The sequence below is a fragment of the uncultured Haliea sp. genome, assembly GCF_963973825.1.
In the GTDB taxonomy this organism is placed as follows: Bacteria; Pseudomonadota; Gammaproteobacteria; order Pseudomonadales; family Halieaceae; genus Haliea.
This window is the reverse complement of the sequence record NZ_CAXBAE010000017.1, coordinates 21,327-43,442: the sequence shown is the minus strand read 5'-3', so window position 1 is coordinate 43,442 and position 22,116 is coordinate 21,327. Positions and strand designations below refer to the sequence as shown.

The window sequence follows — 22,116 nt, the reverse complement described above, 5'->3', positions numbered from 1 at the left end:
TTACTTCTTCCTGAAGATCAAAGCCGCCTTCCCCGGAAATGCGCGATGAACCATTAAAAAGTCCAGAATTGCGACAAAATCCCGTAGACTCGGTGCTGTGCTCGTGGAACATCGGGATCACTGGCGCATTTCAAGGGCCGCGCCGAGAGGCTGGCCAGCACTGGATTAACGCAATGCTCTCACTGGCCAACCTTCTTCAGCGCGCGCCGGGCTTGATCGCTCTCTCCCTCGTCCTGCTGTTCTCCGGCGCGATGCTGTTGGCCTGGGCCGATCTGGACCGGATGGAGCGCCTCGCACTGAGCCGTCACGGGGCGGATACTGCACAGGTAGTAGGCCTGTGGCGCGCCATGCTCAAGGATATCAGCACACTCGACGAGCGCGAGAAGATTGAGCGGGTCAATGCCTATTTCAACCGGCTCGCGCGCTGGCGTCAGGACATCGATGTCTGGCAGCAGCACGACTACTGGGCCACGCCACTCGAACTCATGGCCAAGCGCGAGGGTGACTGCGAGGATTTCAGTATCGCCAAGTACATGACCCTGCTGCTGTCCGGCGTCGAGGTGGGCAAAATGCGAATAACCTACGTGAAAGCCCGGCTGGGGGGCGTTGACGGCACCGTCACACAAGCCCATATGGTGTTGGCGTATTACCCGACACCGAATGCGGATCCATTGATTCTCGACAACATGATCTCCGAGGTGCGCCCCGCCTCACGGCGTGACGACCTGAAACCGGTCTTCGGTTTCAACAGCGAGGGCATTTGGGTCGGAGGTGCGAGTACGCCGTCGATCCAAAACCCCGCCGCGCGGCTCTCGCGCTGGCGCGATCTCCTGCAACGCATGGCAGCCGATGGGCTGGGCTGACACGGGACAACTGAGGAACTATCGGCATGTCACTTTTCAAGCAACTCTGGCTCGCCATCATTCTGCTACTCGCCATTGCCTTCGGCAGCAGCCTGGTGGTCAGCAGCCTCGCGGCGCAGCGCTACCTTCAGCAGCAGCTGTACATGAAAAATGTGGACAACGCCGCAGCGCTCGCCCTGTCCCTGAGCCAGCAGGAGGCCGACGGTGTTCTGCTGGAACTGACCCTCGCCGCGCAGTTCGATACGGGGCACTACGAACTGATAGCACTCACTGACCCCGATGGCCAGGTACTGATCCGCCGGGAGGACCGGCGGCCCGCGAGCGGTGCCCCTGCCTGGCTGCCCGGGCTGCTGCCGCTGGAGGTGGAGCCGGGCATCGCACAGGTGCAGAAAGGCTGGCAACAGGTGGGCACGCTGACCGTGCGCAGCCACTCGCGCTTTGCCTACCAGGCCCTGTGGGAAAGCACGCGCCTGTTGGCGCTGCTGTTTCTCTGCACCATGGCAGTCAGCGGGCTGCTGGGCAGCTTGCTGCTGCGGAAAATCATCACTCCGCTGAACGACGTAGTGAATCAGGCTGAGGCCATCGGACAGCGGCGTTTCGTCACCCTGCCAGAGCCAAAGACGCTGGAGTTCAAACGCCTGGTCAGCGCGATGAACACCCTGTCAAAACGCATACGCGGCGCCTTGCAGCAGGAAGCCAGCCGCCTGAACCAGTGGCAGAAGGAAACCCATACCGACGGACTCACCGGACTGCTGAACCGGGAGCCTTTTCTGCGCAATCTGGACGCAGCCCTGGGCAGCGACGACGTCAACGCGACCGGCTGCATGGCCCTGGTACGCATCGCCAGACTCAGCCACCTGAATCAGACCTACGGGCGCAAGGTGATCGATGGGGTGCTGGAGGATATCGGCACCGCACTCAACACAATCGTCAGCCGACACAGCCGCTGGGCCGCCGCGCGCCTGAACGGCTCCGACTTTGCCATCATGGCACCGCGCGCCACGAACCCGCGGGAGCTGGTGCTTGAAATGCAGGCGGTGATGGAGGAGGCGCTGAACGCCCACAGCATGGAGGCCGACAGCGCATTGCCCTCGGCGGCCACGCTGTATACCCACGAAGACACACTGAGCGCCCTGCTCACACGCCTCGACAGCGCGCTGATCCCGGCGCATCAGGCGGGCAGTTCAGAGATCAACATCACCTTTGCAGGCGACATCCAGATGCTGCCCGTGCGGGAGCAGATGACGCGCTGGCGGGGGATTCTGCAAAGCGCTTTCCTGGAGGGCCGCTTCAGTCTGGCAGGCTTCCCGGTGCTGGACAGTAACGGGCGCCTGATGCACATGGAAGCACCCGTGAGGCTGCGCGAGGAGCAGCAGGAACTGCCGGCTGCGACCTTTTTGCCCTGGATCAACCGGCTGGAAATGTCGGCAGATCTCGACCAGCGCGTCATCGAGATGGCCCTGGCGAGCGCCGAAAGCGAAGCTACCACACCACTGGCGGTGAACCTGTCTGTCGGTGCACTGGTGGAACCGGCCTTCCTGCACTGGCTCGACCAGACCCTGTCCAAGGCCGGTAGCGCTGCCGGCAGACTCTGGCTGGAGGTACCGGAGTCCATGGCATTCCGTCACTTCGATGCGTTCCGCCTGCTCACCCGTCACGCCAGCCATTACGGCTGCAAGGTCGGCATTGAGCACGCTGGACACCAGTTGGCCGACATTGGCCAGTTGCACGATGTGGGTCTGGACTATTTCAAGGTCGACGCGGCATTCATCCGGGAGATCGACAGCAATGCCGGCAACCAGGCCCTGCTCAGGACCCTCTGCACCGTGGGCCACTCCATCGGAGTCACCGTTATCGCGGAAGGTGTGCGCAGTGCGGCGGAATGGGCACAACTGCGGGAACTTGGGTTCGATGGCGCGACCGGACCAGCAATCAGCGAACTGGCTGCGCAACGCACAGCCGATTAATCAGTCGTCGCCCAACAAATCGAGGCTGCCCGGCAGTACGCTGCGCAGGCGCTGTCGATACAGCATTTTCTGCTGTGCGGAGTCGGGCAGGTCCGTAAACAGGATGACGCCGCGGCTGACCAGCAGCTCCACGACGTCCTCAAGCACGCGCACGAAATCCTGGTCGGTCGCGCTGATGCGGCTGGCGTCATCACTCAGCGCCGCCAGAAACTCCAGGAGCTCGGCATCGTCTGCCGCCACCGGTTCCAGGCCATCCTGCGGGAGCTGGCTGACCGCGACGATACGCTGCGCAGAATCCCGTTGAACAAAAGGCATCGTGGCTGTACTCCATTATAGTACCCCGGCAACCCTGCGGCCGCCGGGGTCATCATAGCCCAGATCCTCTACTGGTCGACAGTCAACCTGCCGCTGTCCAGCATGCTCTGGATGACCGACGCCATATCATCATGGCCGCTCACCAGGTCAACACCCTCAAGATGGATGGTCTGGCTGATTGCGCTGGCGTCACGCTCGCCACCGGTGAAGGCCCCTGTTGCACTGACTTCGATGACCGTACCGGTGCCATCAAAGGTCACGTTCAGGTAGCTGGTGAGGTCCGCGGTGGATTCCTCGCCCTGCAACAGGTCACGCAAGTCGAGCACATCGTTGCCCGCTTCACCAAATCCAACAATGCTGACCTCGGGTGCCACACTGCCCGCATCAGCGAGTGAGAAGGCAAAGACATCGTCGCCCGGGCTTGCCAGCAAGTTTCCGCCATCGGCAAGACGCGCATCAAACTCAGTCTCGCCGGCATGCTCGATGATCATGTCCTTGACGTGCTGCATGGCGTCATCCTCGTTGACCGGCGCGTAGCCGTTCTCGGTCAGCAGCGCCTGCAACTCCGACTTGCTGATGCTGTCGAGGTCAAACACATCATCGGACAGCGCCTGCCGCACGGCGTCGGTAATGACGATACCGTTGTAGGGGTCAGGGTCGTTGTCGATGGACTGCAGGAACACGGCCATTTTCTCCACATGATCGTCATTCAGGTCACCCAGGCCAACGCCCGCAATCTCCTGCAGGAACACCTTGCCATCGGCAATGGCCTCCTCGGCGACGAATGAGCCCAGCAGCACGCCACCAACACGCAGCGTCACCGTATCACCGGGCCGGTAGAGGAAACCGCCGTCTTCATCGGTCAGGCCGGAGAGGCCAGAGGAGGTTTCGTAACTCATGCCCTCAACAACACCGTCCACAATGCTTGCGTTGGCGACACCGTCGAGATTCAGCGTCAGCGTGTAGACCTGGCTGTCGCCATCGTCGTCAACGAGCGTATAGGTGAACGTCTCCTGACGGGTCTCTCCCACGCTGAAGCTGTCCCGGGCGGCAGCCGACAGCACATAGGTGTACCCGCCCTGGCCATCCACCGATAGCGTGCCGAAGCTGCCCTGCACCTGACCCGCATTTTCACCATCCCAGATCAATGAGCCACCGGCCCCCGGACCGTCCGCGCCCCAGTTGCCGGGCACAGTGCCCTGCAGTTCGGGCAGGTCATCCATCGACCGCACCTCGGCGAACAGTTCGTAAGTGGTGGACTGCCCCTCCACCGTGCGCACAGAGCTGACCAGGTTCCCCTGCGCGTCGCGGAAGCCAAGAATTTCCAGCTCGAACTCGCGACCACCCACGGTAATGGTCTGTACCTGATTCGGATTCGTGATACTGACAAAGTCGTCATTCGCCGGGTTCGAGGACGGCGAGACATTGTTCGGGGTTTCGGTATGCCGCAACGAAACTGTTGTCGAGACCTGCGTCGGCACACCATCAATCACCAGCGTGAACGTCACGCCAAGATCGACCGTCTGCAGCACTTTGGCGCTTGCCGAGATGGGGAAGTTATTGTGGGTCAGGCTGCCCACCGTAAACACGCTGTCAGCCTGCACGGGTGCATTGCCGATGAGCGAGGGCACGTAGTCGAAGTCGTAGCCAGAGCCACTGCTGCCACCCCACTGCAATCCGATACCGCCACTGTCAGCGTTGGATGCGATGCTGCCACTGCCGCTGGTCGAGGTGATATTCTGCCAACTTGCGCTGAGGGATCCCACGGCAAGCTCGCTCAGTGGAACCACCAGGGTCTGTGCAGTCTGGCTGGCGCCGTGCGGGCTGTCGTCATCGATGCTGACGGTGAAGGCCGCGCTGCCTACGCTGCCGTCGCCGTCTGTAACCTGCACGTCCACCGAGAAGGACACATTGTCCTCTTCTGCAGACGGGGCATGACGCACCGGCTGCAGCAGTGTGACCGCGTAAGATGCTGAGCTTGCACCTATCGTGTTCAACGCAACCGTAAACACCTGACTGCCCGCAGCCATGGGATCCTGGCCACTGATATAGCCAATCAGGGTATTGCTGCCGGCATCCCAGAAGGTGTCGACGGTCTGTCCATCGTTGGTCAGTAGTGGTGTGGTGCCGCCGGCCGTTGACAAGGCAATGCCGGCAAAGCCATCTGCGCCCGTATCATATTCAATCAGTCCGGTGGTGACGGGATCATCGTCGCCTGGCGCCTGGTCACCCAGTCCGCCCGGCAGGTCATCCTCGTCCACCATGGCGTCGTTGGACACCAGCAGCACGGGAACGGAGTCACCGGCAAAGCTCAGCGTCAGCGTGGTGCTCGACGTGTCGCCGTCCGCATCCGTGATCTCATAGCTGAACTGGTCCGTGGAACCCACCGGTACGCTGCCGTTCGGCGTATAGCTCCAGCTGCCGTCACTCGCCAGCGTCAGGCTGCCGTGCGTGCCCGCCACCGTCGTCGAGGTACCCGACGCCAGTGCCGCACCGTTCACCCCGGTGACCGTGATGCCACCGTCAGCGCCGGCCTGGTCATTGCCCAGTACGTTGCCCTCAACCGCCGGGCCACCTTCTGTCGCCGTCGCCGTATCTGCAACCGCCGTCGGACCCGCATCGTTGATGGTCAGCGTCAGCTGCGGCGTCGCCACACTGCCGTCGCTGTCTGTCAGCGTGATGTCCACCACCGCGCTGGCGCTGTCCGCACCCACCGCATGGCTGTATGCGCTGTTCTGCGTGAACACGTAGGCACCCGTGGCCTCATTCACGGTCAGCGTCCAGCTGCCGTCATCCGCCGCCAGCGTCGTCACTCCCCCGGCACTGGACTGCGTCGCCGCACCCAGGCCGCCGTCGTACACCGCGCTGAACGTCACCGGCGTGTCATCACCCAGGTCGAAGGACAGCGTCCCGCTGTCCGCGCCCAGGGTCGCGTCACCCGTCGCAGCCGCGCCGTCGCTCGCCGTCGGCGCACTGCCGTCACCGGCAAAGCTCAGCGTCAGCGTGGTGCTCGACGTGTCGCCGTCCGCATCCGTGATCTCATAGCTGAACTGGTCCGTGGAACCCACCGGTACGCTGCCGTTCGGCGTATAGCTCCAGCTGCCGTCACTCGCCAGCGTCAGGCTGCCGTGCGTGCCCGCCACCGTCGTCGAGGTACCCGACGCCAGTGCCGCACCGTTCACCCCGGTGACCGTGATGCCACCGTCAGCGCCGGCCTGGTCATTGCCCAGTACGTTGCCCTCAACCGCCGGGCCACCTTCTGTCGCCGTCGCCGTATCTGCAACCGCCGTCGGACCCGCATCGTTGATGGTCAGCGTCAGCTGCGGCGTCGCCACACTGCCGTCGCTGTCTGTCAGCGTGATGTCCACCACCGCGCTGGCGCTGTCCGCACCCACCGCATGGCTGTATGCGCTGTTCTGCGTGAACACGTAGGCACCCGTGGCCTCATTCACGGTCAGCGTCCAGCTGCCGTCATCCGCCGCCAGCGTCGTCACTCCCCCGGCACTGGACTGCGTCGCCGCACCCAGGCCGCCGTCGTACACCGCGCTGAACGTCACCGGCGTGTCATCACCCAGGTCGAAGGACAGCGTCCCGCTGTCCGCGCCCAGGGTCGCGTCACCCGTCGTCGCCGCGCCATCGCTCGCCGTCGGCTCAGTGTCGCCGGGCGGTGGCGGTGGCGGTGGCGGTGGCGGTGGCGGTGGCGGTGGCGGTGGCGGTGGCGGTTCAGTGCCATCGAGGATAGTCACTGTGCCCTGCGCATCCGCAATGGTTGCGCCGGTGGCATTGCTGAGATTCACCAAGAAGCGCTCGGTAGCTTCCTCCAGGTTGTCATCATTGGTCTGGACAGACACCGTCGCCGTTGTCTGTCCGGGTGCAAAGGTGATGGTCCCTGTCTCGGCATCATAATCACCGCCAACCACCGTCGCGCTGCCATCTGCCGTCGCGAACTGTACAGTCACCGGCTGGTCACTGGGCCCTGACAGGCTGAGGGTCAATTCAGCCGTCTGGCCTTCGGTCACGGTCACATCATTGATGCGAATGACGGGGATAAAATCGTCGAGAATGGTCACAACACCCTGTGCATCACCGATAGTCGCTCCGGCGGCGTTGCTCAGGTTCACGGTGAATTGCTCGGTACCTTCCTGCAGGGCATCTGCATTCGTCTGGTACTGCACGGTGACGCTTGTAGTCCCCGGCGCGAAGGTGATGGTGCCGGACTGGGGGTCGTAGTCACCACCGATCACTGTTGCCGACCCGTCACTGCTCTGGAATTGCACGGTCACCGGTGTATCGCTCGGCTTTGAAAGACTGATGACCACCTCGGCCACATCACCTTCCACCACCGTAACGTCACTCACCGACAGCACCGGAGGTACCGGTGGCGCCGATGGACTCCCAGCTGTCACTACGACCGTCACCGTCGCCGTATCACCGTTATTGCCATCCGGCGTCGTCGCCGTGTAAGTAAACGTGTCGGTACCGACAAACCCTTCGTTTGGGGTATAGGTGACCGTGCCGTCGGCGTTCACTATCACGCCACCGTTGGCCGGTTGACTGACGTTGGTAATGATGGAGCCTTCGACAAAGACATCATTGTCCTTGACGGAAATCACTACGGGCACACCCTCTTCCGTCGTTTCGGCATCATCAACCGCATCGACTGTCAGCAGGGCCGGCTCTTCGGCAAACAGCACGCTCTCGTCAGGCGTGAAGACGGCAACCGAATGGAACTCTTCCGTGTTTTCAACAATGCGGGCCAAGCGCACGAAACCGTGCCCTTCACTGACGCCGCCGCCCTCGGCACCGGCAGCCGGAGCCTCGAGGCCGTCCAGAATATCGCCGTCGCCGTCCAGGTTCGCCAGCAAGGCCTCTATCGTCTCGTCCTCGACGGCGCTCTCATCGGCGGTCGCGGCACGCTCAGCCACGATATCGCGCGTCAGCAGCAACTCGGGGACTTCGGCCACCGCCAGCGTGCTGCCATCTTCCAGCAGCAGTTCCACCGCACCGCCATTCGGCGTGACCACCGTCTCCCCTTCCAGCAGGACATCACCCGGCTGGAGTTCTCGCAAGTCCCCGTCCGGGCGGCGCGCGTAGGCGGTGCCTGAAACCGAGACGACTGTTGCAATCGGCTGACTTGCCATGATGTGTTCTCCTGAAACCGTAGGCACGCGATTCACGTGCATTGACCAACATCTTGATCGTAAAACAACAGACGATGGCCGGCATTGTACGAAAGGCCAAGAACCGCCGTGGAAAGGTGATGCTCTTCACAGAACTGGGTGAATCCTGCCCTTTCGCATCAATACAGTGATCGTACGCAGGCTTGGATGGGCGTTGTCAGTGTTCCCGGGGCCGGTGCGGTCGGCCAGGAAAGGCCTTCAGATGCTGGAAAACCAACAGGCCCGGAGAGACCGTCTTTGCGTGCGGAAAACGCTAGAGACGCACATCGGGGCGAAGCCCCAAGCGGACCACCAACCACAACGTCCAGGCAAGCCAGCACAGAAGCGCGGCTCGAGCGATCTGAAACCCGTACTCCGTGAAATAGGTCTGCTCCTGCAACGGCGTGACCAGCGCCTGTACTATCCCGGTGGCGGCTGGCAGCGAAGTGGCAACGATCTCGCCAGTGGGTGCGATGAATAACGAAGCACCGACGTTGGCGCTACGCACAACAAACCTGCGGTTTTCGATCGCTCGCAAGACAAGGTGCGGCAGGGGAATGGAATACGCGCGGCGCAGTGGACCGAAAGCGGCCTCATCGTTCGACATGTTAACCAGCAGATCAGCACCAGCACGGGACAGCGCACGAACATGCTGCGGGAAGAATGCCTCCCAGCAGATGAAGACGCCAAGCTGCAGCGCGCCCCCGTCAAGCGGCCGACTGGTCTCTCCCCGCGCCATGCGCGACGGCCACCGCTCTAGCCAGCGCTCCGGCAGCCAGCCCTCCAGTGGATTGTGCTCGGCTCCGGGCACGAGCTTCACCTTGTGATATTCCTCCGTAATGTCGCCGGCAACGGGAACCAGAAAAGCGGAATTGGATAACCGGGGTTTCCCAGCGGCCGAGAGGGTCATGGAATAGGCACCAACCAGTATGGGTGTGTGTGTGTCCGCGGCAGCCAGCGACAACTCCTGCAGGATGTCCAGATTCTCTGCAGAGCGCAGCCACAGTGGCAGGCTGGTTTCCGGCCACACCGTCAACGCGGCAGCAGAAGACCCGGTTGCGGCTTCTCGGGTGACCCTGATAAACTCGGCGAACATGCGCCTGGTTTTCGCTTCATCGTGTTTTTCTTCCAGCGTAATATCGGTGTGCAGGGCACGTACCGGCACTTTGGGCCCCGCTTCAATGAGGCCCTCGACCGCCGCCTGGCGCCACATACCATAGCCCAACACTGACGCACTCAGGCACAGCGTCAGCAACCACCAGGAGACCCTGCCGACACCGCGCGCCCGCCAACACTGCGCTGCCAGTACATTCACTGCCATGACGCAGAAGCTGATACCGAACACCCCCGCCACGTCTGCAGTTTGCAGCAACAGCGGGGCCTGCCACAGGTAATACCCCAGCGCATAGGACGGCAAACCAAGCCAAAGGTCCGAGGCCAGTACTTCAATCGCCGTCCAGCTTAGAGTCGTCCACACTAACAGTGCGAAACCGCGCAGCCCCGCACCAACGGCAAGCGACACGGCGAGACCAAGGATGGCAGGCATCAGTGCAAAACCAGCCAGCACCGGGAACAGCCACGCAGGCTTGAACTCTATAAGCCAGTAGAAGTGAGACGCGGCATAGCAGAGGCCAACCAGGTATCCGCCCAGAACCATCCGCCAATACCGACGGGGCTGTGCTGCACTGGCCGACAACCCGGAATCCTGCCAGAAACCGGCTATCGCAGGTGCCAGCGCGACAGCAACCAGCGGCCAGGCATTGACCAGCGGCGATGCCAGAATCATCAGCGCGCCGGAGAGCGCGTAGCTAATCACTCCGCGCCCCGCTCGAAGCTAAATCCAGCGTCCCTGCTCATAATGGCGGGCCGCTGATACCGCAGACCAGAGAGGTAAATGCCGACACTCCGCGCCCTGCTATCACTGGACGCGGAGGGAACGGAGCACTGAAAAGGCGTCGCCCTGAATCGAACAGCAACGCCGGGGGCAGGACAAACAGCGAGTGAGCACTGCGCGACTAGCGAACGTCTTCCCGATACAGCTTTTGCGCTTCCCGCTGCCTGAAAGTCTGCGTGTTCGGATTAATACACTCGACCACCTCGCGACCCGCCGGCACCGCCCACTTCGCTTTACCCTCGGCAATCGCCTTGGCTCTGTTCACATCAGAGGCCTGTATACCGACGAAGCGTGTTTCGCCATCTGCATCTTTCACCTGGCAGACAAACTCACCCTGCGGCATCTTCGCCTGCGCAAACACCAGCGCTGTGGAAACAGACAAGGCACAAAACACTGCGAGCGCGCTCCAACGACCTGCTATATTCATCATCTCTCTCCTACTCGTTTCCGCATTACCAGCACTCGGCGGCAGTTGTACCCGTTGCAGAGCGGGTGCCAAATGAATCCAGAATAAAGGTGGTGCAGCGCGTGTCACTGGCCTGCGGTGAACCGCTCACTGGCGTGGCAGTGAGCTGAAAACAGTTGGCGATCACGCCACCGGTGCAGGCTGCCGCACTGACACTGTAGTGACCCTCATCGGAAATCATGGGGCTGGCCGCATAACCCAGCTCCTGCATGTCGGTGGTGTAGCGGCCCTGATCCAGCATGAATTGCTGCTGCCGATTGGAAGCGTCGAGCAGTGCCGACATCGCATCGCTACGCCGGCCTTTCTGCAAGCTGCCTTGATAGGCCGGCAGGGCGACTGACATCAGGATCCCAACGATCACCACCACAATCATGACTTCCATCAGTGTGAAGCCTCCTGTGGCACTGCACCTCGCCACTCCGCTGCGCTGCGCAACGCTCAATGCGACCCCTGGCATCAGTAGCCCTCCTCGAACCAGTAGTCACCATAGGGTGCGCGGAGCGGCACACCGATATCACACACACCGGCCTCGCAATTCTGCTCGCCGTCGCCGTCGGTATCACCCTGCGGCGTGCCTGGTGGCAGCAGCAGGCGTATCTGGCCATCCTCGCCGAAATGCACCGAGGGTGTATCCGGAATAATGGCACCCAGGGCAATCGTGTTCCGGTCGCCCGTGTACAGATCCACCACATAGAGGCGCCCAACACCCGACACGGGTTCGCATACGTTGATGTCGTCCAGCACACTGCTCGGTGTAAACGTGGTGAAAAACACCTTGCCGTTCAGCGTAATCGACTTGGACAGCGCCTTCTCACCGTCACCCGTCAGATCCAGACGCCAACCAAGCGCAGACTTCAGTGCCGCCAGCGCGGTGGCACGCTGCTCATCGGTGCCCGTTACCAGACGGTTGTTGGTGATGTTATACAGGCCCGCATTATTGATCGGCAGGAAGCAGCGGAAGTCGGCAATGTCATCGTCGGCACAGTCCGAAGTGCTGGGCCTGGGAGTGGAGTAAGCACCAATCGCCAGATCCCGGATCATGTAGAAGCGATTATTGACATCCGTTGCATTCGGGTTGGTGCGATCACCAGAGCCTATGAGGATCGCATCAATCGGATTGCCGTCAAAGCGGATGCGCACGACATCCGGCGCGTTAAAGAAGCGCCGGTCATTCGCGGCATTTCCACCGCCCAGACTGGCCAGCTGGTTGATCTGCCAGGTGGTCTGGCTCGCGGTCGGCAACGTGTTGCCCGGCAGGTCCACCCGCCAGATGTTCCCACCGGTATCGGCAAAGTAGATGCGATCGGTGAGTTTGTCCCCGTTGCCGTCCAGCACCGTGACCGGTGCCGCCACAGAATGCTGCAGCGCCGACTCGCGCAGGTTCTTCACGCTGTTGGCCGCCGGCGTGACGCTCCACACCAGCGCCCCGGTCTGGGCGTCAACAATGAAGATACCACGGCCTTTACTGTCCGGCGTTGCCACCCCGGAACTGTCCTTGTTCGTATCGTACCCGGCACCGAACACCAGCACCGGCTTGGGTACGCCACTGCCGTCCGTGTAGCCCGGAATACGCGTTACCACCGGCTCCGACCAGGTCTGCCCCATTTCAGTGAAGCCGGTGGTGGACGCGTCGATATGCCACAGGAAGGACGGACTATCCGGGTCAGAAATGTCCAGCGCGTAGTAGCCATCGCCGCCCCGACGCATGCCAAAGTACGCCCAGACCTTGTCGCCGGCGCCGGAATTCAGCGTGCCGTCACCATTCACATCCAGTGTGTAGGCCACTGGCGTGAGGTCCATGCCGTAGATGTTCTGCGAAGAGCGCGCGTTCTGGCTGCGGGCACGGAGAATGGATGCCAGCTCCTTGGGGAAAAATGCCCAGTCTTCCTGACCGTTGTCATTGCCGAACATGTGCACGAAGCCCGCGTTGGTACCCACCAACAAGCGAATGTCCGGAGCCGCCTGGGTATAACCGCTGCGAGCACCGTAGTTCAATACCAGCGGTTGGCTGTGCAGGATATCGCCCATGATCCAGCTGCGGGTATCCGTGCTGTCGCCATCACCGTCCTTGTCATAGGCGTCAAAGCCGCGAGCCCAGTTGATCAGCCGGGTCAAGGCCACGTCCGAAGCCACACCGAACAGGTTATACAACTCCGCGTCATTGGCAACGCCCATGGCGCTCGCTGTGATGTTATCGGACTCCAGCGCCTGCAAGGCACCCCCCGATCCGGTGTTCGTATAGAGCGAACGCGAGCCGGCACTCCGTGCCGCAAGCAGTCCGCCGACCCCGCCTTTCTCCACGCCACCGCCATCGGCAGTAGAACCCCAGAACGTTACCGCGCTGTCCTTGATAAAGCCGGTGGCGGCATCGATGGCAGGCGTACCGTTACCATCCACCAACACGGCCTCACCGTCGTCGATGCGCAGCTTCAGTTTCTTGATGTTGCCCTGCCAGTCTACGGTTTCACCCGGCTTGAACATCGCGTAGAAAATCTCATCGCGGCTCTGGGTGCGGGTAAAGGTATCTACCGCCACGGCCGGCGAGGTGAACGTAGTATCCGTTGCGAGGATACTGACAATTGCACCCTGGAATGCCGCCGCCAGTTCCTGCGCGTTGTTCGCCGTGTAGTATTCGCCTTTACCCTTCTCGGCCGTATCTGCCAGCAACTGCTGGTCGGTGGTAAAACCGATGGTATAGGTGATACCGAACTGGTTACCGTTGGTCGTGTCGTCGTCCAGATCGGTATTGGCCATATACTCGGCGAGTTCGGGCATACAGTTCTTGCGCATGCCCTGCCCACTATCATGCTGATAGTTGTTACAGGTCTTGCCCGTGAGCGTTTCAATGAACGTATTCGCTCGGTCATCGTTGGTCGGCTGACCGTCAGTCATGAGGATGACATAGGTGTAGGCGCAGTCAGTACTCGGCGAGATATACGTACCGCCACTGGATGCCAGCGGATCCTGCGGCAACGCATCATCCGGCGGCCAGCTGTCACCCGTGCGGCGATCATCGCCCCACAGGACCTGCCCCCCCGACAAATAGCGGTAGGCCTCATACATCGACTCGCAAAGAGGCGTAGCCCCGTCCGCCGTCATCGAATTCACCATGTTGATCACGTTGGTGCGCTGGGCATCCGTCATGTTTGCGATGATGCGGCTGACCACGCGTCCACCGTGATTACTGCTGCCCTGGTTGCTGTTGAACTCCATCAGGCCGAAGTCGACGCCGGGGTTGCTGCGCATGATCGTCGACACCACATCCTGGGCGATGTCGATACGGCTGCGGGGCTCCTCCAGTGAATCGTCGTAGTACCAGTCCAGGTAGTGGCCGGTATAGAACGTATACGCGCCAGTACCCCAATTCATCGAGGGGTCCGGGTTCGGGCCGTACTCATTGCCGGTTTGCACGCCATCCTGGGGATAACCCGGGCCAATACCCGCACCATTGTTGGCAATTCCGGAGGCCACGTCATTCAGGCACTCCACGTGAGGCGGCTCGGTGACACCGCCTGTAAGAGGCTGCCAGCTTTCAAAGCTGAGCGCTGTGGAGGGCGGCACCCAGACCGCATCGCGCATGCGCGTCCAGGTGGACTCTGTCACGGTTTCCGTGGTGCAGGGATCCTGCCTGACGATGAAATAGTCCCAGGCAACCGCGCCGCTTTCACACCTGCTGACACGCTTGTCGGGGCAATCCCGGGTCTTTTCGCCCGGCCATGCCTCCCACTCAGACCGTGTAACTTCGACAACTACGGGGTCAGGACAAATCTCAGTGGTGACGTCAACATCAACAAACTTGTAGCAGCCATTGCCCTGCAAAGTCTCATCGGAGTTTTCGCAGCGGAAATAGCCTGCCGTTTCCACCAGGCGCGAATCCACCCAGCGCCGCGCCCGGTCTGCCGTAAAGCGACCATCCAGAGCGAGGCTGTCGTAGGAGGACGCGCAGCGGTTCTTGCTCTTCAGAAACCAGTTGGGGTTGGCCTGGCCACCGATACGCTTGGGCGGCACATTGCCATCGGTGGACCAGTAGATGCGATCCGACCAGTTGGATGGACGGCCGCCCGAGACAAAGGTGTGCTGGTAGGTCGTCGCCTCGGGGTCGTAGGGCGGGCGCTGTTGGTCCACCATGGTCGCCATACTGCCCGAATCATCGAACACCACCAGCACCTTGGGCCGGGACCCGGTGCTGGCGCTGAACTCGGCCTTGTAGATCTCCGTGTCGTCCGCACTCACGGGAAACGTACCCGCCGACAGCAGCACCGCTGCCGCTGCCGTGATCCGAACTGCGTTCCACATACCCGTTGCCATCTTCATAGTTCCGCCCCCTGTTTCACACAGGCTCAATCAATGCCTATCCGGCTTCGCCCACCACCGTCTTGACCACACCCAGCTCAACGCGCGAACGCGCCTTGCCGGCCACATCGTGTTCCGAGGTCACCCGGTAATAGTCACAATCAAACACACCAATACTGCTGCCGCCGGTTTCACCCGGCGGACGCGGACATTCCCGCGCCACACCCACCACCGCAACCCGCACATCCACGGACCCGACCCCATCGCGCAGGCGGCGCAGCGGGTGCTCTGTCGAGGCGTTGAGGCCGGCGAACGGCGTATCGTCATCCACGCGCAGGAAGGGATCCTGCGCCGTACCCGCCAGGGCCAGGGCGCCATAAACGCCGGCCTCCGCTGCCTGGAAGGATTCGAAGTTGTCCTGCAGATTGCCGGCCATACGCAGCCCCATGGAACTGTTGGTCGCTGCAGTGATGCTGACAATGGTCACCACCAGCAGGAAAAGCAGGGACACCGCGAGCGCGACACCGCGCTGGGAGCGTTGCCGAGTCATCACAAACCTCCGCGAATCATGAGTTTCGGGTTGCGCAGCGAAACGTTCGTCTGAATCAGCTGGCGGCGCCAGTTACCGCCGGGCGTAACCGTTACGCCGCCAATGGTATAGGTACGCCCGTCCACATAGCTGCCGTCTTCAGCGGGCGCACGCAGCAGAAGCGACACTTCGACCGCCTCTGCGGTATCCCACATCGGTGTCGCCGTCATCTCTGCCACGGTCATAAAGCGATCGACCTCGCCATTGCCGGTGGTATCCACGCCAAACCGGAAACGCAGCGATTCAACCCCGGGCACCAGATCTTCCGTGGTCATGGCCATGGCGCCGGCCGTGGCATCCCAGGCCAGCACACGCCGACTCAAGGTCGGTGTTGGCAGGTTGCGTATGTAGTACACCTGCAGCCGATAGGGCCAGGCGGCGGCCAGTGCGAAGGGGTTCCCCGCGCGCACATCCGGCGCCGTGTCCGCACCATCCAGCAGAATGCCGCGTTCACTGTTGGCAATGACGTAGATTTCCTGCCCACTCATCGCGGTGGGAAAACTGATCACACCGTCAACCGCGGCGGCCGCGTCATCAGGATCGCGGTCATACAGCGGCCGCGGCAATACCTGCTTGACCACCAACACCTCGCGCGGTGGCGCGCCCGCGGCAGGCGGCAGTGCGTCGGTCACGCAGTTAAACGCGGCGCCGGCTGCCGAGGGCACACCGGCCAGCAGATAGTTGCCCACCTCTATAAAGGCGGCATCCCCCGTGCAGTCGCCGGTTACCGTTCCCAGCGAGACGTCGGGCACGATATCACGCGGATGCGCACCGCCGAAGAAACCGGCATGGCGCAAGGCGTCGTTCAACACCTGTACCGCAAAGCGGCTGTTCTCCGCCAGGCTGGCTACCTGCTCGACTTCGTTATACGACCGCTTGGTGCCCAGATACACCGACACCGCGCCCGCAATCAGGATCAAGCCCAGCGTCATGGCGACCATGAACTCGACCAATGAGAATCCGCGCTGCTGATACACGCCTGTGTTGCCCACTGTCATAATTCGGCCTCGTCGATGACAAAGGTGCTCACCACCAGCTGCCTGCGGTAATCGTCCGCACCTGCAGCGGCACCACCACAGGCTTCCCCGCCGACAGCGGCCACAGCGTCCTCGGTCTCACCCAGCCCGCGCCATTGAATAATCACCTCGACCAGGCCAGTACGCGCCATGCCGGGATCTGCGGTGAAACGTACGCAGGCCTGTGGTGCAATCAGGCCCGCCGCATTGCGAACCACGGCATCAGAGCCCGTTACGGTGACCGTGGCGCCATCGATACCCTGCTCCCACAGCCAGAGGTCGTAAGCCGCAAGCTGGGCGGGGGTGCACGACGCCGTGGCGCAATCGGTCCCGGGGGCACTCAGGGTACCGCCGCCCAGGGGCGTGGTCAGGCCGCCCGCCGTGTAGGTCGCCAGACCCGCCGGGTTGATACGAATTCGCTCGACCAGGTCATTGGCCAGCATGACTGCCTTGCTGCGCTGGATCCCCTGGTGCTGGGCACTTTTGGAGACCGCCTGCAGGCTGACAATGCCCAGCAGTCCGACAGACAGGATGACAAAGGTCACCAGCGCTTCAATCAGCGTGACGCCGGATTGCCGGCTTGGCCGCGACCCCGTTCTAGCAAGAAACATCGTTACCCGCTCCGTCTTCAACTATGCCATTGGCGTCGCTATCGACGCTGGCGGCAACCGTCCCGGCGTTGGTCAGAACCAATCCCCGAGCCTTGCTCGCGCCGCGTTCATCACAAAACACAAAGGTTCCCGCGCTGCCCAGCGCAGAGCCGATGGTATCGAACACCACCAGCTTGGGAACAAAACTGACCGTGACAGCGGGGTTGGTCTCATTCTCCCAGTGAATCCGAGTGCCCCCCGGATTGGCTGCATCGACAGCGGCGCTCACATCACTGCCCATGAGCGCAATGTAGCCGGCACTCCAGTTGCTGCTGTCGACGCAGCCCGTGCCCGTGACGTTACTGGGGCATACCACCACACGATCGCGACGCGCGAGCGCCTCAGATCGAGCAAGATTGAGGGTGGCACGAACGCTGTAGACGCTGGATACAAGGCGATTGTCGCGGATGAGATCAGTAAAGGCGGGGCCGGCCAGCAACAGGGATATTGCCAGAATCACCAGCACGACCATCATCTCGATGAGGCTGAACCCCCCCGATGGGTGCTTGAACACTGTGGTCACTCTACTCACGCCGTGACTGCTCCTGATACCGGCAATTACATCAGGTTTCAGTATCCCGATGCGGATGTGCAATACCAGCAGGCTCTGACCAGCGGCAATAAACGGTGACGGATGGCTCAATCGCCTGCGATCAAAACGCACCCTGGCTCATCATCAGCGCCAGCTGCACCCGGTCCCTGGCGCCGAGTTTCTCGAACACCGCCGACAAGTGCGCCTTGACCGTGCGCTCAGTGATTGCCAGCGACGCGGCGATTTCCCGGTTACTCGCGCCCAGCGCCACCTGCAGCGCCACATCCCGCTCCCGTGGCGTGAGCGCACCCAGGTCCGGCCCTGGACCCGTGCTTTGCGGCTGTACCCGCAGGGACAGGGCCATCAGGCGCTGCACCAGTTCGGGGGGCATCCACAGACCTCCGTGGGCCACCACCAGGCCGACCTCGCGCAGCTGCTCCGGTGCCGACTCACTGTGGCAATAGCCTACCGCGCCCGCGTTGAGTGCCTGAAAGGCATCGGCTTCCGCGGGCGTCGCCGTCATCAGCACAACGCGATACCCCGCGGCACTTGCGGCGGCCAGGGCGGCGTTGCGCGCCGCCGCGTCCAGCAGGCTTGCCTCCAGCCAGGCCACCTCGGCAGCCGGCGCGTCTACGGCGAGTTGCTCGACTGCTGCCACGACCAGCGCATCCGGAAATGCCTCGCGCCACCGGGGCCGCAGCGTGTTGGCCGGCGTCACAAACACATGTTTCATCAGCGCTCCGTCAGCGCGTACTGTTTCGCGCGCAGCACAGGTTTCATCAGGTAGGCGAGGATCGTTTTCTTGCCGGTGAGCACGTCCACCTGCACCGTCATGCCGGGCATGATCGGCATGTCTTCGCCGAATCCCGACTCTTTGGTGCGCACGTGCACCTCATAAAAGGGATTGCCCTCTTCATCCATGATGGTGTCGGCCCCGATGTGTTCGACCACGCCCTCAAGGCCGCCATACACCACGAAATCATAGGCCGTCAGTTTCACCAGGGCCTCCTGCCCCGGCACAAGGAAGGCGATATCCTTGGGACGAATCCGCACCTCCACCAGCAGGCTGTCGTCCAGCGGGACAATTTCAATGACTTCCTTGCCCGGCAGTACCACGCCGCCGATGGTATTGAAGTACAGGCGGTTGACTGTGCCCTTGACCGGCGAGCGCACCTCGGTCTGACGCACGCGATCACTGAGACCCTCTCCCGCTTCACGCAGGCCGTTGATGCGCGCGAGCGTATCGGTCAGCTCCTCACGCACCGTATTCTCAAACTCCACTTCCACTTCACTCAGGCGCCGCTGCGCTTCGGCGATAGCGGAATCAATGCGCTTGAGCTGGGCGCGGGACTGATCGTACTCGCCGCTAAGCTGATTCACCTCGCGCTCCAGGCGAAGAATCTCCACCTGCGAGACCGCACCCGAAGCGACCATCGGACGGGTAACGCTCAACTCCTGGCGGCTCAGCTCCAGCGAACGCGCCAGCTGCCGTGACCGCGCCGTCACCTCCGCCAGTTCCTGCTGCCGCTGCTCCAACTGCTCCTCGGCAATCTGCCGCTGCAGGGTCAGCTGCGCCTGCAGCGAGGTATACAGAGCCTGTTCCTGCTCGACGATACCCGGGGCCTGCAGCGACCACTCGGGCTCCGGTATGAATTCGGTGCCCGCCAGATTGGCACTGAGGCGCGCCGCGCGCACGGACAGGGCACGAAACTCGGCCTGGTTTTCCCGCAGGTTAGAGGTGGAACGGGTTTGATCCAGCCGCACCAGCAACTGCCCCGCCTCGACGACGTCACCCGCCCGCGCATGTATTTCGGTGACCACCCCCCCGTCCTGTGACTGCATGACCTGGATCTGCTGCGAGGGTATGACCTTGCCCTCGCCTCGGGTCACCTCGTCGACCTCGGCAAAGGCCGCCCAGGTCACAAGTGCGATGACAATAACCGCCACTACATACAGCAGGTTGCGCGCGCGCAACGGCTGCTGCTCCAGATAGGCGCGGTGAACATCCTGCTCCCAGTTCCCCGTGGCATCCGCCGCATTGCGCAGCCAGGGCGCAAAAACGAAGTCCGCGAGGTAGCGGCGCGGCCGCGCAGATGCGGCCTCGGCCACCGCTCCGGTTGTCGTCACCTGCTCCTCGCTCATCGGGCCGCTCCTATCTTGCCCTGTTGCAGGGCCTGAATCACGCTGTCCCGCGGCCCGTCAGCCACCAATTTGCCATTGTCGATGACCAGAATCCTGTCCACCATTTCCAGCAGGGAATTGCGGTGCGTCACCACCAGCCAGGTCCGCCCCTTCAGGCAGGCTGACAGCTGCTGCTTCACCGCCACCTCCGTCGAGTGGTCCATGGACCCGGTCGGCTCGTCCATCAACAGAATCGGCGGCTCGTGCACCATGGCCCGCGCCAGCGCCACGCACTTGCGCTGCCCACCGGAAAGCGAGTCACCCCGCTCGCTGATCTGCATGTCAAAGCCCTTGGGGTGACGGTTGATGTAGTCCGAGAGGCTGGCGATTTCCGCCGCCCGCACCAGATCACTGTCACTGACGTTGGGGTGGGACAGCGCAATGTTGTCGCGCAAGCTCCCGAAAAACAGGGTGACGTCCTGCGGCACATAGCCCACACGCGAACGCAGCTCACTGGGGTCCAGCTGGCGCAGGTCGATACCGTCGACCATCACCGCACCCGCCGTTGGCTGGTAGAGGCCCATGGCCAGCTTCTGCAAAGTCGACTTGCCTGAGCCAACGCGCCCCAGAATGGCGACGTGCTCGCCGGGACGGATGCGGAACGACACATTGCTCAGCGATTCCATCTCGGCGCCGGGGTAAGCGAAGGACACGTTGCGGAATTCAATGTCGCCCTGGAACATCTCCCGCGACAGGAACTGCGCGCCCTCGGCCCGCTCCATCGGCTTGGCCATCACCTCGTCCAGGGACTTCAGGGAAATCTCGGCGTTGTGCCAGGAGGTGACCAGCCCGGCAACCTGACCGAAAGGCGCCATCACCCGGCCACTCAACATGCTGCAGGCAATGAGCCCGCCCATACTCAGCTGCCCGGCAGAAATCAGGTAGACACCGGTGATGATCACAAACAGGGTAACCATCTGGTTGCCCCACAGGGTCACGTTGATAGTGGAATTCGAGACCAGCCGCAGCTGCACCCCCACGTGGGCCAGAAAAGCCGTGCTCTCCTCCCACTTGCGCTGCATGCGCGATTCGGCACCCATCGCCTTGATGGTATCCAGGCCGACCAGGCTTTCGATCAGGGTGGCGTTGCGCTGGGCACCGGCGCGGTAGGTGGTTTCCGACAGCTCTCGCAGCTTGCCCTGCGTCGCGAGGGCGTAACCCAGGACCACGAGCAGCCCGAGGAGCAGGGGAATGAGCACCGGCCAGGCGATCCAGCCGATCACGGCGACAAAGATCAGGGCGAAGGGTACGTCGATCAGGGTCGTCACCGAGGCAGAGGTAATGAAATCGCGCACCGTCTCGAAGGAACGCAGGTTCACCGCATAGGAACCCACAGACAGAGCGCGGTTCTCCAGTCGGGAACCGAGCACCCGCTCCATGATCTTGCCGGACAATTCGACGTCCACCCGGCGACTGGCCAGGTCGAGAAAGTAACCGCGCATGGTGCGCAGCACGATATCCGCAAGCATGATGATCACGACACCGATCGCCAGCATCCAGAGTGTCTCCACCGCGTAGTTGGGCACCACACGGTCATAGACGTTCATGGTAAAGATGGGCAGCGCAAGCGCGAAGACGTTGATAAAGAATGCCGCGAGCAGGACATCGCGGTAGATGGGCATGTTGGCGCGGATGGCATCCCAGAACCAGTGGCCGCGCTCCGACGTGCCGGTGCGCGGTGTGCGCTGGTCAAAGCGGAAACGCGGCCGGCAGACAATCACACTGCCCATTTCGTCCGCCAGCAATTCCCCGGAAGGCACGCTGACTGCTGCCTCGTTCAGGTCCGGGTAGATCACCGTGGCCTCAGCGCCGTCGGCACTCCAGCCCATCAACACGCAGGCACGCTGGTCGCGCAGCAGCACAATCGCCGGCAGCAGCGCTGGCTCGACCGCCCGCGCGCTGCGTTCAACAATGCGACTGACCAGCCCCGCACGGCTCGCTGCGCGCTGCACCAGGGACGGCGTCAGGCGCCCCTCATCCAGCGGCAGGCCGCCGACCAGGGACTCGGCGGTAGACGCGGCACCATGATACCGACACAGGGCCAGCAGGCTCTGTAGCAGTGGGTCGTCAATACTGGCAGTCATCGGTTCCGCGTGCCCCTTTCTTCGCAGCCTTTAAAACAATATCACCAATGCCTTCTAAGCTACTGAATATTTTAGTAATTAATGATGAGAGGATAAGTCAGTTGGGG

15 protein-coding genes are annotated in these 22,116 nt (G+C 62.3%); 2 read left to right on the top strand and 13 right to left on the bottom strand.

The window, feature by feature from the left end:
• The first annotated feature begins 173 nt into the window (after nt 1–173).
• On the top strand, nt 174–863 hold the full coding sequence (locus tag AACZ17_RS16105; RefSeq protein ID WP_290737393.1) for a transglutaminase-like cysteine peptidase: 690 nt from the start codon (nt 174–176) through the stop codon (nt 861–863).
• 26 nt (nt 864–889) lie between these two features.
• Entirely contained in the window at nt 890–2,830 is a 1,941-nt protein-coding gene (locus tag AACZ17_RS16100; protein WP_290737395.1) for an EAL domain-containing protein, read from the top strand.
• Here AACZ17_RS16100 and AACZ17_RS16095 read toward each other — a convergent pair whose 3' ends face one another.
• From AACZ17_RS16095 to AACZ17_RS16035, 13 genes are all read right to left on the bottom strand, one after another.
• On the bottom strand, nt 2,831–3,145 hold the full coding sequence (locus tag AACZ17_RS16095; protein ID WP_290737397.1) for a hypothetical protein: 315 nt from the start codon (nt 3,143–3,145) through the stop codon (nt 2,831–2,833).
• Nucleotides 3,146–3,213: 68 nt separating this feature from the next.
• The gene (locus AACZ17_RS16090) at nt 3,214–8,286 is read right to left on the bottom strand and encodes a retention module-containing protein (protein ID WP_339638851.1); all 5,073 of its coding nucleotides are present in this window, start codon (nt 8,284–8,286) and stop codon (nt 3,214–3,216) included.
• Between the two features lie 292 nt (nt 8,287–8,578).
• Nucleotides 8,579–10,120 (bottom strand): apolipoprotein N-acyltransferase, encoded by a 1,542-nt coding sequence (gene lnt, locus AACZ17_RS16085; protein ID WP_290737401.1) that lies wholly within the window; start codon nt 10,118–10,120, stop codon nt 8,579–8,581.
• Nucleotides 10,121–10,319: 199 nt separating this feature from the next.
• Nucleotides 10,320–10,625, bottom strand: coding sequence for a hypothetical protein (locus AACZ17_RS16080; RefSeq protein WP_290737403.1), 306 nt, complete (start codon nt 10,623–10,625; stop codon nt 10,320–10,322).
• A gap of 25 nt (nt 10,626–10,650) precedes the next feature.
• Nucleotides 10,651–11,121, bottom strand: a complete 471-nt coding sequence (locus AACZ17_RS16075; protein WP_339638849.1) for a type IV pilin protein — start codon at nt 11,119–11,121, stop codon at nt 10,651–10,653.
• Entirely contained in the window at nt 11,121–14,978 is a 3,858-nt protein-coding gene (locus AACZ17_RS16070; protein ID WP_290737407.1) for a PilC/PilY family type IV pilus protein, read from the bottom strand. Before AACZ17_RS16070 ends, AACZ17_RS16075 begins: the two co-directional genes overlap by 1 nt.
• A gap of 37 nt (nt 14,979–15,015) precedes the next feature.
• Nucleotides 15,016–15,507 (bottom strand): pilus assembly PilX N-terminal domain-containing protein, encoded by a 492-nt coding sequence (locus AACZ17_RS16065; protein ID WP_290737409.1) that lies wholly within the window; start codon nt 15,505–15,507, stop codon nt 15,016–15,018.
• Nucleotides 15,507–16,544 carry a PilW family protein gene (locus AACZ17_RS16060; protein WP_290737411.1) on the bottom strand — a complete coding sequence of 346 codons (1,038 nt, stop codon included), beginning with the start codon at nt 16,542–16,544 and terminating at the stop codon, nt 15,507–15,509. Before AACZ17_RS16060 ends, AACZ17_RS16065 begins: the two co-directional genes overlap by 1 nt.
• Nucleotides 16,541–17,173: a type IV pilus modification protein PilV gene (gene pilV / locus AACZ17_RS16055; RefSeq protein WP_290737413.1), complete on the bottom strand. Its 633-nt coding sequence runs from the start codon at nt 17,171–17,173 to the stop codon at nt 16,541–16,543. Before pilV ends, AACZ17_RS16060 begins: the two co-directional genes overlap by 4 nt.
• The gene (locus tag AACZ17_RS16050; RefSeq protein ID WP_290737415.1) at nt 17,160–17,744 is read right to left on the bottom strand and encodes a GspH/FimT family pseudopilin; all 585 of its coding nucleotides are present in this window, start codon (nt 17,742–17,744) and stop codon (nt 17,160–17,162) included. The genes pilV and AACZ17_RS16050 overlap by 14 nt, the downstream gene beginning before the upstream one ends.
• Before the next feature lie 121 nt (nt 17,745–17,865).
• On the bottom strand, nt 17,866–18,477 hold the full coding sequence (locus AACZ17_RS16045) for a response regulator transcription factor (RefSeq protein ID WP_290737417.1): 612 nt from the start codon (nt 18,475–18,477) through the stop codon (nt 17,866–17,868).
• Nucleotides 18,477–19,886, bottom strand: a complete 1,410-nt coding sequence (locus AACZ17_RS16040) for an HlyD family type I secretion periplasmic adaptor subunit (protein WP_290737419.1) — start codon at nt 19,884–19,886, stop codon at nt 18,477–18,479. Before AACZ17_RS16040 ends, AACZ17_RS16045 begins: the two co-directional genes overlap by 1 nt.
• The gene (locus tag AACZ17_RS16035; RefSeq protein ID WP_290737421.1) at nt 19,883–22,009 is read right to left on the bottom strand and encodes a type I secretion system permease/ATPase; all 2,127 of its coding nucleotides are present in this window, start codon (nt 22,007–22,009) and stop codon (nt 19,883–19,885) included. The genes AACZ17_RS16040 and AACZ17_RS16035 overlap by 4 nt, the downstream gene beginning before the upstream one ends.
• Nucleotides 22,010–22,116 lie beyond the last annotated feature (107 nt).